23 protein-coding genes are annotated in these 18,642 nt (G+C 64.9%); 2 read left to right on the top strand and 21 right to left on the bottom strand.

Annotated elements, in window-relative coordinates:
- Positions 1–7: 7 nt before the first annotated feature.
- Entirely contained in the window at positions 8–940 is a 933-nt protein-coding gene (locus tag ATO3_RS26425) for an IS5 family transposase (protein ID WP_068767093.1), read from the bottom strand.
- Between the two features lie 76 nt (positions 941–1,016).
- On the opposite strand from ATO3_RS26425, the gene ATO3_RS26430 reads away from it, so the two are divergent.
- Positions 1,017–1,283 carry a hypothetical protein gene (locus ATO3_RS26430; protein ID WP_233152330.1) on the top strand — a complete coding sequence of 89 codons (267 nt, stop codon included), beginning with the start codon at positions 1,017–1,019 and terminating at the stop codon, positions 1,281–1,283.
- Positions 1,284–1,365: 82 nt separating this feature from the next.
- Here the strand turns inward: ATO3_RS26430 and ATO3_RS28660 are convergent, their stop codons facing one another.
- From ATO3_RS28660 to ATO3_RS26480, 11 genes are all read right to left on the bottom strand, one after another.
- Positions 1,366–1,542, bottom strand: a complete 177-nt coding sequence (locus ATO3_RS28660; RefSeq protein ID WP_018065915.1) for a type II toxin-antitoxin system TacA family antitoxin — start codon at positions 1,540–1,542, stop codon at positions 1,366–1,368.
- Positions 1,543–1,578: 36 nt separating this feature from the next.
- Positions 1,579–2,280: an RES family NAD+ phosphorylase gene (locus ATO3_RS26435; RefSeq protein ID WP_078542905.1), complete on the bottom strand. Its 702-nt coding sequence runs from the start codon at positions 2,278–2,280 to the stop codon at positions 1,579–1,581.
- Positions 2,277–2,678 carry an MbcA/ParS/Xre antitoxin family protein gene (locus ATO3_RS26440; protein WP_028095451.1) on the bottom strand — a complete coding sequence of 134 codons (402 nt, stop codon included), beginning with the start codon at positions 2,676–2,678 and terminating at the stop codon, positions 2,277–2,279. Before ATO3_RS26440 ends, ATO3_RS26435 begins: the two co-directional genes overlap by 4 nt.
- 65 nt (positions 2,679–2,743) lie before the next feature.
- On the bottom strand, positions 2,744–3,388 hold the full coding sequence (locus ATO3_RS26445; protein ID WP_043872315.1) for a hypothetical protein: 645 nt from the start codon (positions 3,386–3,388) through the stop codon (positions 2,744–2,746).
- On the bottom strand, positions 3,381–3,800 hold the full coding sequence (locus ATO3_RS26450) for a hypothetical protein (protein WP_074855011.1): 420 nt from the start codon (positions 3,798–3,800) through the stop codon (positions 3,381–3,383). The genes ATO3_RS26445 and ATO3_RS26450 overlap by 8 nt, the downstream gene beginning before the upstream one ends.
- A gap of 75 nt (positions 3,801–3,875) precedes the next feature.
- A complete protein-coding gene (locus ATO3_RS26455; RefSeq protein ID WP_038070038.1) occupies positions 3,876–4,073 on the bottom strand; it encodes a hypothetical protein in 198 nt (65 codons plus the stop codon).
- Between the two features lies 1 nt (position 4,074).
- Positions 4,075–4,452, bottom strand: coding sequence for a DUF6915 family protein (locus ATO3_RS26460; RefSeq protein WP_038070035.1), 378 nt, complete (start codon positions 4,450–4,452; stop codon positions 4,075–4,077).
- A gap of 10 nt (positions 4,453–4,462) precedes the next feature.
- Positions 4,463–4,954, bottom strand: coding sequence for a DUF6878 family protein (locus ATO3_RS26465; RefSeq protein ID WP_038070033.1), 492 nt, complete (start codon positions 4,952–4,954; stop codon positions 4,463–4,465).
- Positions 4,955–5,051: 97 nt separating this feature from the next.
- Positions 5,052–5,570 (bottom strand): hypothetical protein, encoded by a 519-nt coding sequence (locus ATO3_RS26470; RefSeq protein ID WP_038070031.1) that lies wholly within the window; start codon positions 5,568–5,570, stop codon positions 5,052–5,054.
- A 110-nt stretch (positions 5,571–5,680) separates the two neighbouring features.
- Positions 5,681–6,121 (bottom strand): JAB domain-containing protein, encoded by a 441-nt coding sequence (locus ATO3_RS26475; RefSeq protein ID WP_038070029.1) that lies wholly within the window; start codon positions 6,119–6,121, stop codon positions 5,681–5,683.
- A 125-nt stretch (positions 6,122–6,246) separates the two neighbouring features.
- Entirely contained in the window at positions 6,247–7,446 is a 1,200-nt protein-coding gene (locus ATO3_RS26480) for a hypothetical protein (protein ID WP_038070026.1), read from the bottom strand.
- A 303-nt stretch (positions 7,447–7,749) separates the two neighbouring features.
- Between ATO3_RS26480 and ATO3_RS26485 the strand changes: the two genes are divergently transcribed.
- Entirely contained in the window at positions 7,750–8,889 is a 1,140-nt protein-coding gene (locus ATO3_RS26485) for a hypothetical protein (protein ID WP_038070012.1), read from the top strand.
- A 139-nt stretch (positions 8,890–9,028) separates the two neighbouring features.
- On the opposite strand, the gene ATO3_RS26490 is transcribed toward ATO3_RS26485, so the two are convergent.
- The 9 genes from ATO3_RS26490 to ATO3_RS26535 all read right to left on the bottom strand — a co-directional run bounded on the left by ATO3_RS26490 (position 9,029) and on the right by ATO3_RS26535 (position 18,533).
- Entirely contained in the window at positions 9,029–9,433 is a 405-nt protein-coding gene (locus tag ATO3_RS26490; protein WP_008335991.1) for a single-stranded DNA-binding protein, read from the bottom strand.
- Positions 9,434–10,011: 578 nt separating this feature from the next.
- Positions 10,012–10,713, bottom strand: a complete 702-nt coding sequence (locus ATO3_RS26500; protein WP_038070015.1) for a VIT1/CCC1 transporter family protein — start codon at positions 10,711–10,713, stop codon at positions 10,012–10,014.
- Positions 10,710–12,617 carry a heavy metal translocating P-type ATPase gene (locus ATO3_RS26505; RefSeq protein ID WP_088652823.1) on the bottom strand — a complete coding sequence of 636 codons (1,908 nt, stop codon included), beginning with the start codon at positions 12,615–12,617 and terminating at the stop codon, positions 10,710–10,712. The genes ATO3_RS26500 and ATO3_RS26505 overlap by 4 nt, the downstream gene beginning before the upstream one ends.
- 5 nt (positions 12,618–12,622) lie before the next feature.
- Positions 12,623–13,603, bottom strand: a complete 981-nt coding sequence (locus ATO3_RS26510) for an FAD:protein FMN transferase (protein ID WP_088652824.1) — start codon at positions 13,601–13,603, stop codon at positions 12,623–12,625.
- Positions 13,584–15,791, bottom strand: coding sequence for a PepSY domain-containing protein (locus tag ATO3_RS26515; protein WP_054540789.1), 2,208 nt, complete (start codon positions 15,789–15,791; stop codon positions 13,584–13,586). The genes ATO3_RS26510 and ATO3_RS26515 overlap by 20 nt, the downstream gene beginning before the upstream one ends.
- 11 nt (positions 15,792–15,802) lie before the next feature.
- Complete coding sequence (locus ATO3_RS26520; protein WP_054540790.1) at positions 15,803–16,273, bottom strand: DUF2271 domain-containing protein; 471 nt, start codon at positions 16,271–16,273, stop codon at positions 15,803–15,805.
- A gap of 38 nt (positions 16,274–16,311) precedes the next feature.
- A complete protein-coding gene (locus ATO3_RS26525; RefSeq protein ID WP_038070264.1) occupies positions 16,312–16,692 on the bottom strand; it encodes a PepSY domain-containing protein in 381 nt (126 codons plus the stop codon).
- A 181-nt stretch (positions 16,693–16,873) separates the two neighbouring features.
- On the bottom strand, positions 16,874–18,262 hold the full coding sequence (locus tag ATO3_RS26530; protein ID WP_233152331.1) for a ferredoxin reductase family protein: 1,389 nt from the start codon (positions 18,260–18,262) through the stop codon (positions 16,874–16,876).
- Positions 18,216–18,533: a PepSY domain-containing protein gene (locus tag ATO3_RS26535; protein ID WP_038068680.1), complete on the bottom strand. Its 318-nt coding sequence runs from the start codon at positions 18,531–18,533 to the stop codon at positions 18,216–18,218. Before ATO3_RS26535 ends, ATO3_RS26530 begins: the two co-directional genes overlap by 47 nt.
- Positions 18,534–18,642: the final 109 nt, after the last annotated feature.

Genomic DNA, 18,642 nt, shown 5'->3' on the forward strand with positions numbered 1-18,642 from the left:
GTAAGGTTCAGGCCACGCGGACGATCTCGGCTGTTCCGAGGGCGTTGAAGCGGTTCATGAGGGCGACGCGGATGTGGATTTCGGCGGTCTGGCGGTCGGGGTCTCTCGCGGCGATGCGCTCGCCGAAGGACTTGAGGCAGCGCATCTTTGCTTCGACGCGGCTGCGGGCATGGTATCCGGTCAAGCGCTTCCAGAACGCGCGTCCATAATGGCGCGTGGCCCGGAGGGTTTCGTTGCGCGCCCGGGCCGCCGGGCAGTCCTCTTTCCACGGACGACCGTTCTTGCGGATTGGGATGATCGCCGTGCCGCCGCGCGAGATAACGGCGCTGTGGCAGCGGCGGGTGTCGTAGGCGCCGTCCGCAGTCACGGTGCCGATGTCTTCGCCTTGGGGGATCTGGTCGAGCAGGTCGGGCAGGACAGGGCTGTCGCCTTCCCGGCTGGGGGTGAACTCGATGGCGCGGATGTCCGAGGTGGCGGTGTCCATGGCCAGATGCACCTTGCGCCATTGGCGGCGGCCTTGAACACCATGCTTGCGGGCATGCCATTCGCCGTCGCCAAGAAACTTGATGCCGGTGCTGTCCACCAGCAGATTCAGCGGCCCGTCGGCACGGCGATAGGGGATCTGCACCTTGAGGGTCTTCTGTCTGCGGCACAGCGTAGAGTAGTCGGGAACGGGCCAGTCCAATCCCGCGAGCCGCAGGAGGCTCGCGACCATCCCGACTGTCTGCCTGAGCGGCAGCTTGAACAGCACCTTGATCGACAGGCAGAACTGGATCGCTGCATTGGAGAAGACCGGCGGGCGCCCTGGGCGCCCCTCATGCGACGCGTGCCAGGCCATCTCCTTGTCCAGCCAGATCAGCAACGACCCGCGCTTGCGGAGCGCAGCGTTGTAGACTGACCAGTTCGTCGTGCGGTAGCGGGCGGGCTTGGGCTTGCTCATGCCGCCCGTCTAACCGCATGGATTCGTGATGTGAATCCTTCACGGCGAGAGTTCTGCAACAACGCCATTCGAAGGCATGACCAGAACACCCGTCCCGCTCGCTACGCTTTTGGCGACGCGCCTCAAGTTGGTCGCCGATCTGCAATCGAGGCTCGATGACAAGGCGAGGCAGTTCCTCCTGACGCTTCAGGACGGCGAGCCTGACTTCGCGGCGATCGACCGTTCGCAGGCCGCTGACCTACCGGCCGTGAAGTGGAAACTTCTCAACCTGAACAAACTGAAGCGCGACAACCCCGAAAAGCACGCAGCGCAGCGCGACGCCTTGTTGAAGCTCCTGGGTTGAGCCACGGCCATCACCGTCGTGAGGGGCGCTTTGCGTTGGCCGTCCTCATCGCGTCGATGGGAGGCGCCGAAGACGGGTGAACTCAGTCGGCGCTTCCAAGCCCTGTGTTTCGCTGAAATGACCGCGTTTTCGCCCGACGAAAGGCAGAGCGCAGTGCTTCGGTCGGCAAAGGCGGCGAGTCCATCGCTTCAAAGAAGTGCGCATGGTCGATCTGCTTGAGATCGGTGCGGTCAGGGCTTTCAATATCAGGCGTTGCCATCCTTATAGGCCTCCGGGGCAATTACGGTTTTGCGGATTAGCTGACAGCCGCAATCGAGTAGTGCGGTGTCCCATCCCAAACAAGATCCCAAGACGCGCCCGGACGAACGTTCTGAATTGCGTGGGGCTCGAAGCAGACCAGGCAATTCCCGCCCGGTGCAGGAGCCCGGACCGAAGGGTAAATCAGGCCCTTGGATCCGCCCCGACGCAGATGCTGTGCCAGGCTTTGGCCCTCGGGATACCCGACAGCCGGATCCGGATGCAGCGCCGGATGACCTGCCTCATCGGTCATGTCGTTGAAGACGCCGATGAAGTCGGCCAGCAATTCCACATAGCGGGCGCTGTCGTGGAAGCTGCCGGTAAAGCCGAGTTCGCGTGTGCGGTGCCAGGCCACTTCGCTGACAGAAACCATCACATCCCATGCGCAGTACCAAGCGCCGCGCTCCTCGGCGTTGAAGCGGTTTCCGCCGGCGCGGGTGTAAGTGAAGGCTGCGTTGACGTGACTGTCCCCATAGATGCGCAGATCGCGGCTGCGGCGTTGCCAAGCGAGTTCGCGCGGGTCCAGATGCGGGTTGCGCCCGCGTTCGGCCTGTAGACGTCCACTGGTCAGGCCCTCGATCTCTGCCAAGATCTCCATCTCGTCATCGGTATCGACGAGACCGCGCAGCGATGGTGGCTTGTGGTAGGTGGCGGGCAGGAGACGAACGAGACCGCGATCGGAAATCTCGGTCTGCTTCATGCCCCACCACGCAACGCATCAAGATAGGTCCGAACCGCGAGGATCTGCGGCAAACCCCCGTCGATGGCGGTGTCGACTGGTCGGCTTCCACCAAAGAGCGGCCCCTTGTTCGGTCGGGTGAACCAGCTTTTTGCCAGAGGCTCCGAAAAGTAGAGTTCAAGCGACTTGAAGATGCCAATTACAGCGCTGAGCCGCAGCAGTTGGTCCTTGGTGAGCTCCCCAGCGAAATCCGGCTTCTTGGCGCGCTTCCACGTGCTCTCTGACATGTCGGCAAGGCCAGCCGCTTCCTTGAGACTGAGACCCCAAGCATCGGCCACGCGTGCATAAGCTTTCAACGCGACGGCGTTGATCTGTGCGGGTTCCCGGATTTTCTCTGCAACGTACATGGCGTCCTCCATTGGCTTCAATATAGTCCATATGGACTTACTGTAAAGATCAAATGAACCTTGCGCGTTGATCACTGTTACCCGAACCGCCGCCCTCCTTCCGTGAACGTATACTCGTTGACGATGATCCCCTCCTCGATGGCCTCGTCCGAGGTAAGGTGGTCGTATTCGGCTTCAAGCTGGCGGTAGAGCCAGCGGGCCAGATCGCGCAGCGCCTCGGTCACGAGCTCCTCGGCGTCCTCGGTCGGCGGCTGCCACCTCGGGCTGTCCCGCGTGACGTCGATCGACATGGTGTATTCATGGTAGTAGCGGCCACGGTGGCTGGCCTCGGCGGCGAGTTGGTAGAAGTTTCGCCGCTGGATGGCCTGCAGACGGTCGGCGATGCCATGCAGCGTCGCGTCGGTCGGGGCGTAGTCCCGGATGCGCGTGGCCGCGCCCTTGGCGTGGGACCAGTAGCCCTCGAAGCAGGCGCCGTCGCCCTGGCTCCAGAAACCGGAAAACCAGATGCAAGGCTTGGCCCGCGCCCCGCCACCCATCAGGCGGACGGCGGTGGTCTTCAGGCAGATGCCGAGGATTTCGCAGACCCGCTCGAAATCCTCATAGACCGCATCCCACCAGTCGTCGTGGGGTCCAAGGTCGCGATACCAGTTGCGGGCCTTCTCCTTGGCGGCATCCGAGAGTTCGGGGAACTGGTAGACGGTGGTGCAGATCACCTCAGGCATCGATGTCCTCCCCGTTCAATGCGGCGGCCAGCCATTCTTGCGTGCTGGACCAGCCGATGGATTTGCGCGCACCGAGATCGATGACATGCGCGCCGCCACCAAAGGCGTCGAGTCGTGGCCGAGAGCAGGTCAGAGAATACTGGAACCCCCAAGGGCCGGTGAGGTCGAGCTCTTCAGCAAGACGCAGGACGAAGCGGATGACGGCTTCGACATCGCCGTTCCCGTCATCATGGATCCAGAGGCTGCTGCCCTCGGGCGCGTCCTGGCGCATGAGATCGAAGCCCGCGACATCCGGGTCGTCGGCGTCCTGATCCGCAGCGCGCAGTTCCTGGAACAGCGCGAGTGCACGGGCAGCCTTGTCGGGGCTGCCGACGTCGAGCAGGCACGAGAAATGGGTGAAGTAATCTGCCATGGGAACCTCCTTAATGGGGAAGACCCGGCCAAGAGGCCGGGTACTGAATCGGGATGAAGGGTCGGCCGGGAGCGATCAGCCGATCGACGTGTCGTCTGCCGCCTTTCGTGCGGCATGCGCGCAGAGCATTTGCCGGTAGAAACGCTTGCGCGCGGTCCGGAGGCCGCAAACAGCGCGTGTGTCGGGGTGCAGCGCCCGGGCCGCCGCGCGCAGGACGGCAAAGGACGAAGCGGTCGCTGGCAGCCCGAGGCGCTGATAGGCTGGGTCGGTCATGTCAGGTAACCTCGACCACGGGCGAGGCGAGATGCGGATCGACTTGTGCCTCGATCCGTTCGGCCCGGCCCATCCAGGGTTCGGGCCGGATCGCCTTTACCCAGTCGGCGAAGCTCGGGATGAAGCCGAGGTCTTCCTTCACATGCTGTTCCCCGACCCAGCGGGTCGGGATGATGCGCCCGGTCGAGAGCGTGAGGGTCTGCCCGAAAATCGTCTCGGCCATGAAGATGCCCTCAGCATGGTGGCGTAAAGCCCGGTGCCGGAAGTCCGCAGTAATCTCCTTGCTCTGGTCGAACCAGGCATGCACCGCCATGAAATCGTCGACCGTGCCGCCCCATTTTTTCACCGAGGACAGGGCGTGGTGATAGGGATGTGCCATCGCCGCCCCCTCAGAAATCGTGTGTGTAGAGTTCAGACGAGGTGAAGCGCTCGTTGAACTCAAGGTGGATGCAGCGGGCGGCCGCGTCGAAGCAGAACTCGCCCCAGGCACCGTCGTTGTTCTCCCAGCCACCATGGGTGTCGGAGAGGAAGTCGTAGGCCAGTTGCTCGACGACATCTTCGAGCGAGAGCTGCCGCATCTCGACCTCGGGGTCGTCCGAGGTCAGCGCGGCGTAGTCGATCTCGGTCGCGGGGAAATCGACGGCGGTCTCCCCGGACCACGCGCCGATGCTTTCGATCTGGCCGCTGTCCCCGGCCCCATCGAAGGTCACGGTCACATGGGTGATGCCCGCGGCAGTCAGGCCATCGAAGAGGCGCTCCTTGTTGGCCGGACGCAAAGCTGCGATCCGCGCGTCACGCTCGGACTGCCGAGCCAGCACGGCGGCGAAATCAATCCTGGACGGCGCCATCGGCGCGGCCAGGGTGGGTTCGATATTGGACATTGGAAACTCCGAAATGAGGGAAAGGATCTGAACCCCGAGGCTCTCTCTCGTCCTCGTAGGCTCACATCCTCCCCTGCCCTTCTCTGACTCTCGGGCGTCACGCCGCGATCTGCAGGGCGCGAGACGCGAAGACACGCCAGAGCGGATCGACAAGACGGGAATCGAGAACGTCGGCGTGGTGCCGCAGCCTTCGCGCGAGGCCATGTTCATGCCACTCGGCCGCCCGCATGGCCTGCGCGCGGGTCTGGCTGGCCTCGGACACGACGGCGCGGGCTTCGGCGGCATCCGAGACCGGGTGGCACCATGCGACCCCGCCATCACAGGTAGCTCCGGCCAGAACGAGACGGCCCTCCCGATCGAGGATTGCCAGGATGCGCGGAGCGTCTTCAGGTGTGATATCTTCGGCGTGAATGATTGCCCCCTGCATGGCCTCGGCCAGCGTGGCAAACCGCTCCAGTACCTTGGGGTGTGCCTGCCCGGACATGAGAGCTGCGGGCGCATGGCAAGCCGTCGTGAGTGCGAACGGTAAGTCTTGATCTGCAAAAACGGTCAGGAGGCTCGGCGGCAAACCTGTCTTCTGCGTTTCCGGCTGAGTTTGGAGAGGAAGGTCGAACATGGGCATATCTCCGACGGTGCGGAGAGCCTCTCTCCCCGCTTCAAACCGTCAAAGACCAAACCCCCGCCCTCTTCCTCGGAAGGGTGACGGCGGCAGGCTCGCAAGGCGCGTCACAGCTTGCCCAGGGCCCGCAGGCTCAGTTCCGTCCCGGCGCCGACGATGATGTGGTCATGCAGCGTCAGGCCGAAAAACTTACACCCATTCTGGATCTCCCCGGTCATGCTGAGATCGGCCTCCGACGGCGTTGGATCTCCCGACGGGTGGTTGTGGATCAGGATCAGGGCGCTGGCGTTCAGCATCAGAGCCCGTTTGATCACCTCGCGTGGATAGACCGGGACATGGTCGACCGTGCCGATCGACAAGAGCTCATCGGCGATGATGCGGTTCTTGCGGTCGAGATAGAGCACGTGGAACCGCTCGATCGGCCCGCGCACCGTAAGCGCGCAATAGTCAAGAAGCGCCTGCCAGCTGTCGATGACGGGGTTTCGGCTGAGATAGCGGCCGAGGATGTCGCGGGCCTCGAGGATGACAGTTTCTTCCTGGGGGGTCATGGGGGTCTCGCTGAAATGCGCAGGCCGAAGCCCCTTGCCCTCTCGGGGCGGGGCCAGTGGCGTGCATGTGGAAGAGGAAAACGCGACCGCCGCGGATGCAGGCGGTCGCTGTGCCGGGCTTCGCGTCAGCCGACCCGGTCGAGGAGCTTCTTGGCGCGCCCTTCCATATCAAGGCGGGCATCCTGCTGAGTCTTGTCGCGGGCGAGCCGCGTGATGCCCTGCACGAAATCGAAGATGCTCTCGGGCGGGCGGCCTTCCTCCATCAGCACCTTCTCGATGATCTTGCCGGATTCGGCTTTCGAGAAACCGCGCTTACGCAGGAAATCCGCACGGTCCTCATCGCTGCGCGCCACGATCTGCTGCCGCGCCGCCTTGATCCCGTTCACGAACCCCTGCGGCGAGGAATTGGCAAACCGCGTCAACGCGGGCGCGGCCTTATGTGCGAAGCGCGAAGCGGCGTATTTCGAGTGACGGATCTTGATCTCCTGGAAATCCTCGACACCCCAGAGGTTGCGGTTCTGGCACACCGCCCGCAGGTAGAAGCTCGCCATGCCGAGGGTCTTCGCGCCCACCTCGGAATTCCAGCAATAGAAGCCCCGGAAATAGAGATCGGGAGAGCCGTCCGCCAACTTGCCCGCCTCGATCGGGTTGCGATCGTCGACCAGGAACAGGAAGACGTCGCGGTCCGAGGCATAGAGCGTGGTCGTGTCACGGCTGATCTCGACATCGGGATTGTAGACCCCGGTCGACCAGTCCAGCACACCCGGCACCTTCCAGCGCGTATCGCCCGTGCCATTGCCCGCGATGCGCTGCACCGCTTCGACCAGCTCGAAATCGTGGATGCGGCCATAGTCCGGACCGGTCACTGCCCGCAACTCCGTGCGGCCATCCTCGGTCTCGAAGGTCTTCACCTGCTCGGCGCGGTGGTTGGTCAGGCCGTGTTGCAGGTTGATCCCGGCCAGCGGCGCGGGCAGCTGCCGCAGGTAAGACGCCGGAGCGCCGACGATGCTGGCAAGCTGGCCAAAGGCCCAGTGCGTCGGCGCGACCGGTTCATGCGCTTTCGGCAGCATCAGGTGCAATCGCTCGGGGTTGTCGCGCGCGGCCTCGACCCGGATGTCGGCCGTCTGGACCACCCGGCTGCGGCTGCGCTCGGAGCGGCCTTTCACACTGGCCCAGAGATCATCGAGCGACAGATACCTCTCATCATCGGGCCGGTTGAACCATTCGGACGACACCCGCCCGTTCCGCTCACCCCGGCTCGCGTCCACCTTCCAGCCACCAGCCCGCGCCGGTGCGACCGGATCCAGAACTTCCACAACACCCATCGGTATTCCTCCGTGACAGGCGCCGGGAGCCACTCTCCCAGCCCTCAACCCGTCACCGGAAAACCGGCCAACCTCAAACTCTCTCGGGCAAACGGCGCTAAGTCGGAGGCGCCGCACGCCCGCAACTCGCTGGTGTTGACCTGCGTTCAAAAATGGCAGAGTTTAAACATGGCCTTTCTCGCAGGCCGGTGTGCCCGCCACGCGAAGCTTTGCAGCGATCTTGATTTCGAACAGCAGACCTCATGCCATCGGCGGGTCTGATTAGCAGCGGGCACCTAGTCAGATCCGGCTTGGACATGGATCATGACAGAGAACACTAAGCTTAAGACTTTGAAACTCCTGGCGAAGCGTTACGCTAGGGCGACGGGTCATCCACAGCACGTAGCGCTCGACTTTGTTGCCAGTCGAATGGGCTTTGCTCATTGGAATGCGTTGACAGGCAGCGCCAAAGGAGAGTGGGTTCCCTCCGAAGCACAAGTTGCCACGATCAAGGCCTTCGTGGAACGGATCACTTCCTACGAGGGTGCGACCTTCGACCATATCTTCGGAAGCCCCGATGCCGTCACTCGAGGAGAAGTACGGGGGCATCCATACGAACTGAAAACAATGCTTGGTGACGTCCGCATGGATGGTGAGGGTTGGCAGATCGTGCTGCCAGAAAACCCTTTGGCCGCCCCTCGTGTCGAGATCGACATCAAGCATGCCCAGACCAGCCCGATGAACGATCGCGTGCTACGTGAAGAAGCCATCGGGATTGCGAGGGAATTGATGCAGAGCGTCAAGGCGCAGCGATTTGCCGATTGGCCACGGCGCGCCACAAAGCCGGATGCGGAAGGAAATGTGCGGCACCCGTTCTTGGAGATGGAGGAATCGAACCTCTGGTACTGCCTTCACTGCAACTCAGAGATCACCGGCCCACAGATCGCTGGAAACCAATGGCACTGTCCCAGCTGCGGCGCATCACCAATCAACATTCTTCCAGAAGCCTTCTGGCTGGGACCGAACGATGAAAAACCAGTGCCAGTCCAATCCCGCGCCGAAAGGCAAGAGATTGAACCCATCGTGTCAGTTATAGATCCGCGGCCAAGGCTTGACCTCAACAATGACCAGGTGACCCATTTGATCCGGGCTGCCCTGTTCGAGGATGCGACCAATGCCAGCGAACGCATGGGAGCAAGTCTGGCCGAAATCTGGGTTGATGACGATCTCGACGTGGTTGTTTCCTTCGAGGATCACTACTGGCCCGAGGACAAGGAGCCGACCGCTGCGATCAAAGTGGCCGCACTGCTTGGGATCGAGATTGAGTTGGAAGTTACTTGGTCGGATCCGTTGTTCGCATGGCCCGGTTTGGGCACCGTGACCCAGAGCACGGCCGAATATACGCGGTTGATGCTCGACGCGTATCGCAGTCACGGCGCGACCAGAACTAAAGACGAAATCTAGCTCGTGCGCATGTTGAACAATTAGGCGCATTCAAGGCGCTCAGCACCGGAAGGCAAGCGTGGGTGCCTTTTCCAGTGGCCCGAAGAGACTTTTAGCCCGGCGGTTTAACCCGCCGGGCCCGAGGGGGAGACCCCGTTCCTCAGAACGGGATCTCGTCGTCGCGGTCGACCAGCTCGGGGTTTTCGTTCTCGGCCGACTTCGGACGGCTCAGGAAGTCGACCTTCTCGGCGATGATCTCGCAGCCGTAGCGGTCGTTCCCCATGCTGTCGATCCACTTGGTGTAGTGAATGCGACCGTGGACGAGGACCTTCATGCCCTTTTCGCAATGCTCCGCGACCGTCTTGCCGAGACCGTTGAAGCAGGTGATGCGGTGCCATTCGGTGTCCATGACACGGTAGCCGTTCTCGTCGCGCATCACACGGCCTTCCGAGAGGCGGGGGCGCGAGGTGGCGAGGCTGAAGTTGGTGATCTTGGTGCCGCTCTGGGTGGTGCGGACTTCGGGGGTCTGACCGATGTTGCCGGCGAGGATGACGATGTTCTGCATGATAAGCTCCTGTGTTTCCTGTCTTCGGGACCGTCCCTTCGACAAGACCCTGAAAAAGCCCGTCGGGTGACGCGTGCACGGTGGACAGCATGGACACCGGACACCCCCAGAGGACCGGGGTGGAGCGGGCAGGACGCCAAAGGCGGCCAACACGGCCCGGACTGACGCGGGGTTGCGCGCAGGAGATCGAACGGGATTAGGGGATTGTCAGTCGAAGGGATGGCCCAGGAGACAGAGAGATACGGGGAGCCCATGCCAGACCATGTCCCCTTGCCCATCGGGACTGCTTTACCCCAAGCCCAGCACGCCGCTAGCGGCCCAAGTGGCTATCACCGGCTCTCGCCCCCCTGCCCTTCCGTGCTGCGGAATGCAGGGCCTTGCCGCGACGGGCTATCGATACCGGAATATTCAGGACACGGACCGCACCAACGGCTGCTTTCGATCTCGACGTACTGTCGCTCAGCGAGCTGAAGAAAATGCAGAATGACGTCGCCAAAGCGATTGCCACATTCGAAGATCGGCACAAGGTGGAAGCCCGCGCCAACGTGGAAGCTTCCGCCCGAGACCTCGGCTACTCCCTAGCCTACGGCGACCCCGAACAGCGCACCGACTCCAGCGGTCGCCGCCATGGCGAGTGCACCCCAGAGCGTGACCCTTGCAGCACCTCGAATAACACCAGCACCGCCAGCAGAAGCGCCTAATCCACCAAGAACCGCGAGGCCGAGGATCGTCGACACGGCGACCAAGAAAACGATCCGTGCATCCGGGACGACCAGTACGACGATCAAGGGCAGCACCGCACCCACGGCGAAGGTCAGCGCCGACACCAAGGCGGCCTGGATCGGGCGGGCTGTCACGGTCTCGGAGATGCCAAGCTCGTCGCGGGCATGCGATCCGAGCGCGTCACGTTCGGTCAGTTGCACGGCCACCTTTTCGGCAAGGTCTCGGTCCAGCCCTCGCTCGACATAGATTTGGGTAAGTTCTTCGAGTTCGGCCTCGGGTGTTTCCGCCAGTTCGCGGGTCTCGCGCGCAAGGTCAGCGTTTTCCGCGTCAGTCTGAGAACTGACTGAGACGTACTCGCCTGCCGCCATGGACATCGCGCCGGCCACGAGGCCAGCCAGCCCCGCTATAAGGACCTCCGGCTTTCCCGATCCTGCTGCGGCGACGCCGACCACGAGGCTTGCCGTCGACACCAGCCCGTCGTTCGCGCCGAGAACGGCGGCCCGCAGCCAGCCGATGCGATGCACCATGTGGATTTCGGAATGCGAGAGGCGGCTCATGGCGTGGCTCCTTGCGCGATGTCATCCTGCCCGGAGGAGACAGCCTTTGGTTTCGGAATAGTGGGTTCATGGGGCGCGATGCGCAGCGCGCGGAGGGCGTTCAGGATCACTGCAACGTCGATGACCTCCTGCAGGAGCGCCCCCTGCACCGGAGTGAGATAGCCGAAAGCCGCCGCGATCATGCCCATGACCGAAAGGCCGATCCCGGCGACAACGCTTTCGACAGCGATGCGGCGCGCGCCGCGCGCGATCTCGATCCCTGGCCCGAGGCGGTCGATACGGTCGACAAGCAGCACGACATCCGCCGCCTCCGCCGAGGCCGCCGCGCCCCGTGCGCCCATGGCGACGCCCACGTCTGCCGCTGCGAGCGCGGGCGCGTCGTTGACCCCGTCGCCCACCATCATCACCGGGCCGTTCTTGCGCTCGGTGAGAACGAGCAACACTTTCTGGTCCGGTGTCAGCCCGGCCCGCAGACCGTCGAGCCCAAGCCCTTCGGTGACACGCTCGGCCACGTCAGCGCGGTCTCCGGTCGCGAGCAGGATACGCGCGATCCCCTCGCGCCGCAGCCCGTCCAGCATCTGGCCCGCGCCGTCGCGCAGGGGATCGGACATGACGAGATGCCCTACCATGTGCCCGTCGACCGCGACAGCAACGAGGACCGAACCAGCGGCGATGGCGGAATGATCGCCGGGCCGCCGTCCGACGCGGGATGCGACGAAGGCATCCCCGCCGACGATGATCTTCCGGCCTTCGACATAGCCGACGACGCCTTCGCCCGGAATCTCCGCCACGTCTGACGGAACGGGTAGAGAGAAGCCCCGCTCCTTTGCGGCGGCGACGATGGCCTGAGCCACGGGGTGCTTGGACGCCTGGTCAAGCGATGCCGCAAGGCGCAGGATGTCGTCCTCCGCCATGCCGTCGTGGCTGTCGATCGAGACGATCTGCGGCCGGCCGTCCGTCAGCGTGCCGGTCTTGTCGAGGATCAGCGTTCGGATGCGCGCCATCGTCTCCAGCGGTCCCGCGCCCTTGATCAGCAGCCCGAAATGCGCGGCGCGCGACAAGCCGGCGACCAGCGCAACCGGGACGGCAAGGATCAGCGGACAGGGAGTGGCCACGACGAGTACGGCGACGGCCCGGATCGGATCGCCGGTGAACCACCACGCCGCGAAGGCGATGCTGACCGTGACCGCCAGAAACCCCAGCGACCACCGGTCGGCCAGCCGGGACATCGGCGCCTTGGACGCCTGCGCCGCCTCGACCAACCGGACAATCCCGGCATAGGTGCTGTCCTTGGCTTCTCTCGTCGCCGTCAGATCGAACGCCTCGCCTGCGTTTGTGGAACCGCTCATGGCTTCGGCGCCGTGGGCGAGGCGCACCGGCAGGGACTCGCCGGTCAGCGCCGAGGTGTCGACGAAGGCCGTCTCTGAGCTCAAGGTGCCATCCACCGGCACCACGTCGCCCTGCCGGATCAGAAGGCGGTCGCCGGGCGCAATTTCGTTCAGCGGCACTTCCTCCAGCCCGCCATTCCGGTGTCTTGTCGCGGTCCGGGGCACACGGGACAGCAGGTCGTGCATTTCACGGCGGGCACGCCCTTCCGCGAAGGCTTCGAGGAAGGTGCCGCCGGAATACATTACGGCGACCACCGCCGCGGCGAGGGTCTCGCCGAAGACGAGCGCCGCCGACATGGAGAGCGCGGCGACAATATCGAGGCCCACTTCGCCGGAACGCAGGCTGCGCAGGATCTCGACCACGAGCGCGGCGAGCGCGGGAACGACGCCCGCGATCCAGACCGCGTTCGCGACGTCGGGTTCGCCGGAAAAGTAGAAGGCAAGTCCCGCAATCAGGCCGGTCGCGGCAATGAGCAGGATAGCGGTCTTGAAGCGGTCGGTCCGTGTCGTTTCCATGCGGCTCATCTCCCCTCGGCTGAGGCGATTGCCGCTGGCTCTTCGGAAAATAGTCGTCCGACTCCCACGCCCCTTACGTTGACAACATCATCGCGCAAGAGGAACAGGGCGTCGAGGCCGCTTTGTTTTGCGAGCGTCGCGCCTTTGACCGGCCCAAGCACCATGAGGGCCGTCGCCCAGGCATCTGCCTCTGCACAGCTGCGGGCCACGACCGTGATGGAGGCCGGCGACGCGATCAGCGGCGCTCCCCGCCTCGGGTCCATCGTGTGCGACAGGCGGCGCCCCTGCACCTCGACCCAGTGACGGTAGTCGCCCGAGGTCGCGACGGCGGCATCCTGAAGCGCGAGGATCGAATGCGGCGTCCGGCGCTCGGCGTCCGGCGCCTCGACCGCGATGGTCCAGGCTTCACCGTCCGGCCTGAGGCCCATTGCACGCATCTCGCCATCGATCCCGACGAGTCCGTCGGATATGCCTTGATTGCGGAGGATTTCGGCCAGTCGATCCACGCCGTAGCCCTTGGCGATGCCATTCAGGTCCAGCGCGATGGGTGCGGCCTTGCGCACGTGTTCGCCGTTGATCTCGAGCACGTCATGCGCCGGGCGGCGCGAGGCGGCCATCGCGGTGCGGATGCCATCCGGCGCGGCGGCCTCCGGTCCGAAGCCCCAGGCCATCACCGCGTCGCCCATGCCGATGTCGAAGGCTCCGCCAGAGGCGCGGCCAATTTCCAGGCCGAGGCGTAGCACCTCGAGCAATCGTGCAGGAACAGCGATCCATTCACCGATCGGTGCCGCGTTGAGCCGCATAAGGTCGCTGTCCGGCTTCCAGGTCGACATCTGTCCGTCCACCTCATCCACGGCCGCCTGCAATGCCGAGCAGACCGGCCCCGGGTCGAAACCGGGGTCCGCGAATAACAGCGCCGACCACCTCGTGCCCATCGTCGGCCCGTTCAGCGCGATGCGCGCCCGCTCAGTAGACATCTTCGACATACCGCCCCTCCGCCTTCAGGACTGCTGGTGTCAGCCCGGCCGGCGCGAGGATCTCGGCCAGCGCCTCGGCCACGCCGGCGGCCATGTCTCGTCCGCCGCAGACCATCACGCGCGCCCCATTGCGGATGAGCTCCGCGACCTGAGTGGCCTCGCTGCGCAGCGCGTCCTGGACGTAATGGGGACGCGCCCCGCGCGAGACGGCCGTGACCAGCCGGCTTACACGCCCTTCGTCCTGCCATCCGGGGAACTCCTCGCCGTAGAAGAAATCGCTGTCGGGATGGCGCATGCCGAAGAACAGGTGGATCGGCCTGCGGCGCGTATTGCCGCGCACAAAGCCCGCTAGCGGCCCGATGCCGGTCCCCGCGCCGATCAGGATCAGGGGCGCCCGGCTTCGGCCCGGACGGAAGCCGGGGTTGGGGCGCAGGAAGGCGCTCACCGTGTCGCCAGGTTCCAGCGCTGTGAGCTGACCCGAGCAGAGCCCGCCGGGATGCTTCTTGACCACGATCTCGATGAAGCCGTCGCGGCGCCCAGAGGCGAGCGAATAGAGCCGCGGGACGGTCCCGCCTTCGGGCAGAATGCCGATCAGGTCACCCGTCTGGAACCGTGCGAACCCGCCCCCGAGCAGCCGTTGCCCGAGCGAGACGCGGGGAAACGCGAAGCGGAGGATGGCGGTCGGGGCCTGCACCTCGGCGCCGTAGTCGCGGCGCGAGACGAGGGTCAGCGTGGTCGTTTGCGGCTGGACCGGCTGGTGCGTCAGTTCGAGTTCGATCCCGAGAGCGTCTCCGAGCGCCCCGCCCCAGCGCGCGAAATCCTGCGGCGATTGCCGGTCGATTGTGTCGAGCGGCAGAAGCTCGGGCCAGCCCTTCGCCTCTGCCGCAGTCGCGACGGACTTGGCGAAGGCGCAATAGGCCGGAAAGCTGCGGTCGCCGAAGCCGAGCACTGCCAGAGGAATGTCCGGCGCGCGGTCGGTCGCGTTCAGCCGGTCGAGAAAGCCCTTCGCCGAGGCCGGCGCCGCGCCGTCGCCATAGGTCGCGGCCAGCAGGATGATCCGCCGGGCGTTGGTGTAGCGCTCAGGGCCGAAGCCCGACATCGGGCCGACATGGACGCTCTGCCCGGCTTTCGTCAGCGCGGCGTGCAGCGTCGCGGCAAAGCCCCAGGTGCTGCCGCCCTCGCTGCCGACAAGCAAGATCGTCTCGGCGCGTCCGGCGGGCTGGTTGCCCCGGATGCGTGGTCGCCCGGGCCGCCCGGCGAGCCAGACCAGCACGCCGGTCGCGCCCATGGCCGGCACGCCGAGCGCCATGAGCCCCAGCACGAGCCCCAGCGTCGCCGCACCCTGTCCGGTGTGCAGCATGTAGATGGTCTCCGAGACGCGCTCCCACCCGGTCAGGTCGGCCCAGGCCAGCAGCGCCCCGTCGCCCTGATCGAGATATCCGGTGCCCCGGTCGGTCTTGAGCGTGAATACGTCTGTTGCGTCGCCGGGATAGGGAAAGCTCAGCTCGCGCAACTCGGCGACCGGCGTTCGCCGAAGCGTGGGCATCCGGCCCGGAGCGAAGCCGGTCTCCCCACTGACCTCGGCAGGGGCGACCGGCAGGACGCCTCCGTCCGGCAGGAGATCGAAGGTAGACGCCGTCATCCAAAGCGCGGTCGTGGAGGACAGGACGAGGCCGACAACGGCGATGCGTGCGATCTCGGCGTGCAGCCGCCCGGCAAGCGGTCCGCGCAAGGGTGAAAACCAGCGTCGCCAGCCGCCCACCCGCCGCGCGACCAGCGTCGCGCCGGAGAGCGAGAGGATCAGCATCGCGGCCGCCCCTGCGGCCATGGCGATGCGGCCGCCGTCCCCGAGGAACAGCGAGCGGTGCAGGTTGGTGAGCCAGCGTTCGGCCTGGTTCGGGTCGGCCGAGGCTACGCCCTCACCCGTCGCCGGGTTGATTACGGCGGCACCCGGCGCGCCCTGATCGAACCAGTAGGCAGTGATCCGACCGGAGGGCGACCGGCGGATCTGCTCGACGCCCGGATAGACGGCCTGGATGCGGTCCGCGAGAGCGGCTACGGTCAGTCCGGCTTCCGCCTGCGGCGCGGCGATGCGCTCGGCCGCAGGGAAGACCGACAGTGCCGCGCCGCTCAGGCCCAGGATGGTGACGAGCGCAAGGGCCAGAAGACCCGGCCAGCGATGGAGTGCACGGATCATGGCCCCACCCTTCACATGTCGTAGGCGAAGCTGGCGATGTACCGGCGCCCGCGCACCGGCGTGCCCGCGCCGTCGGTCGTGAGCGGTACGGCCACCTCGTTCGGACTGTCGCGCATGTCCTCGACGGCCGCGTCGATGTGGAGCGTGTAGCCCGCATCAAAGAGCGCGTCGGCGAGGTCGAGCGTGATCTCGAGCGTGCGGCCCGCGCCGACGCTGGCGCCGGTGATTCCGTTCACCTGCGCGGTGTCGCCGCCGGTGGCGCGGTACCAATCGCTGAGGTGCTCGTAGTACTTGGACTTGCCGCCAGCCATCCAGAGACTGCCGACATAGGCGCCCGAGGTGTCGGTGACGTAGAGCGCGAGATAGGCCCCGTCGCCGCCGTAATTGTTGAGGGTCGTGGTGAGCGTCACCGGCCGCGCCATGGCGAGGCCGGGGAGCGTCAGCGCGGTGGTGAGCGCGAGCGTTGCGAGAAGCGATTTCATCGGGTTGATCCTTGTTCGGAGAGGAGCTTGAGAGCGGTTCAGTTCACCTGAACCTGCGGCGGGGTGCCGTTCCCGAAGAGGCCGTTCTGCGGAGGGGCGACCGTGCCGGCGGGCGCGGGATTGCGGGCGCCGCCACGGTCGTCGTCCTCATCCTCGTAATCCATCTCGACGATCTGCAACGTCGCCGGATCGAGCTTCACCTCGATCTCCCGGCCATCCTGATCTCGGCCCTCGATCTCGTAGCAGCCATCGTCGATCTCGAAGTCGCGCACGGTCCAGCCGTTTTGCTCAGCCAGCTGCATCACGGCCTCGCGCGGCTGCCACTGGTCACGGGGCACGCGGCACTCGTCGTCGTCGGCCAGGGCGGCGCCAGCGGGCAACAGGGCGATCAGGGCGAAGGCGGTCAGGGTCTTCTTCATGGCAGGGTCTCCTTGTCATCTGCTGAGGACAATCTGGAGACAGGACCTGAGGCCTTCCTGACGCGTCGGCGATTCCCGCTTCAGCTTGCCGTCAGGAAAATGGCCCCGCCGATGAGGGCGGGGCCAAAAAGGTGCGAGCGCAGGCCACAGGGCTGACATGGCGATGCGCCCTGCCCCGCGGTTAAGCGAATTCGAACTGCTCGAAACGGACACGGCGAGGCGTTTGGCCTTGCGCCTTCAAGCCCTTCAGGACCCCGTCCTTCAGGCCGGTTGGGCCACAGAACCACAGATCGGCTTGCCGGACTGCGAAAGGGGTGGCGCTGATCAGCCGCTCAGCCGTGAGCCTGCCATCGCGCGCCGTGACGAACACCTCGAAACTGAACCTCGGGTTGCGGGCAACCGCAGCGCGCAGCGTCTCTACGCCAATCGCTTCATCTTGTGTCGGAACGCAGTAGATGAGGTGAATGTCGCGACTCTCCGCCTCTGTCAGGCTTTCCGCCCAGGCGAGGAACGGCGTGATACCGATGCCGCCGGCAAGCCATATTTGGCGCGCACCGCCCTTGCGGAAATTGAACCGTCCATATGGCCCTTCGACCTGCACACGCGTTCCGGTCCGCAAGATGGCGGGCAGGCTTCGTGTCCAGCCACCCAAGCCCCGGATGGAGAACGTCAGGGTGCCGTCAGGGCGCGGGGCGCTGGCGATCGTGAAGGGGTGCGGCTCGGACAGTCCCGCCTCTGGCGCGCGGAAGAAGGCGAATTGCCCCGGCCGCCACCGCATGGCCCGCCCCTCGGGGCGGAGGGTCAAGGTGGTCGTGTCACCGGTCTGCCTGATCTGGCTGACGGTGAAGTCTCTACGCCGTAGGTGCGGAGCGAGCAACTCGGTGAAGATCCAGGCGACCACTCCGGCGATGCCGAAAGCATTCAGCACCAACATGAATGTCGGGTCTACCCCAGCAGGCATGTCGACAAAAAACTGGTGAAACACCACGATTGCAAAAAGGGCTCCCATGAAACGATGGCTGAACCGCCAGAGCTGATAGGGAATCTCGAGCCCGATGAAGGGCAATCTCCGGAACCAGCTGACAGCGACTAGGGCGAGAAGTGCGTTGAAGGCAAGTTCGCCCGCCTCTTCACCTAGGTCCCCAAGGGAGGTTTCACGCACCAAACGCTCGAAATCCGGCTCTATCTGCTGGTGCAGTATCATCAGGACCATCGCGGAAATGCCGAGCCATTTGTGGACCCGGTACATTCGATCGAGACCGCCGAACAATGGTTCCACCAGTGGCGGCCGTGCGGCGAGGATCAAGGTCTGTGCCATCGCGACAACTGCCGCGGCCCCGACGGCAATACCAAATGCTGCATCCGCACCATAAGGCGCATAGGTGTTCATCCCGAACAGAGCCGCCAGCAGGCATGGCAGCGCCACCAGCACCGGGCCCGTCAGGGCCAGAGGAGAGTTGAGGGAAAGCCGAGGGAGTGTGGGAAGGCCCGGCGCAGAGACATTACCATCACGATGCGCCGTATCAGTCATCGTCGCGTCTCTCGTGATCGCGGTCGCGACGATCATCATCGTCGTCCTCAAACTCGAACTCGATTACTTCCAACGTCGCCGGGTGGACCGTCACCTCGATCGCACGCCCTTGGGCATCCCGGCCGTCAATTTCGTAGCAGCCATCGTCGATCTTGATGCGGCGCACCGCCCAGCCATTTTCCTCGGCAAGACGGGCAACCGCGTCGCGCGGCTGCCAATCAGCCATCGGAACGAAGCAGTCGTCGTCAGCCAGCGCCGCGCCGGCCGGGAAGACCGCGAGAAAGCCGATAATTGTCAATGTCTTCTTCATGGGGCACACTCCTAGTGGCTCGCCTCTTGATGCACTTCATGCGCTGCGAAACTGACGACAGCCTGAACGGGCGCGACCCACAGGCTTCAGCTTCGTGTCAGCCAGACGG

This window comes from Marinibacterium profundimaris, from assembly GCF_002210095.1.
Classification (GTDB): domain Bacteria; phylum Pseudomonadota; class Alphaproteobacteria; order Rhodobacterales; family Rhodobacteraceae; genus Marinibacterium; species Marinibacterium profundimaris.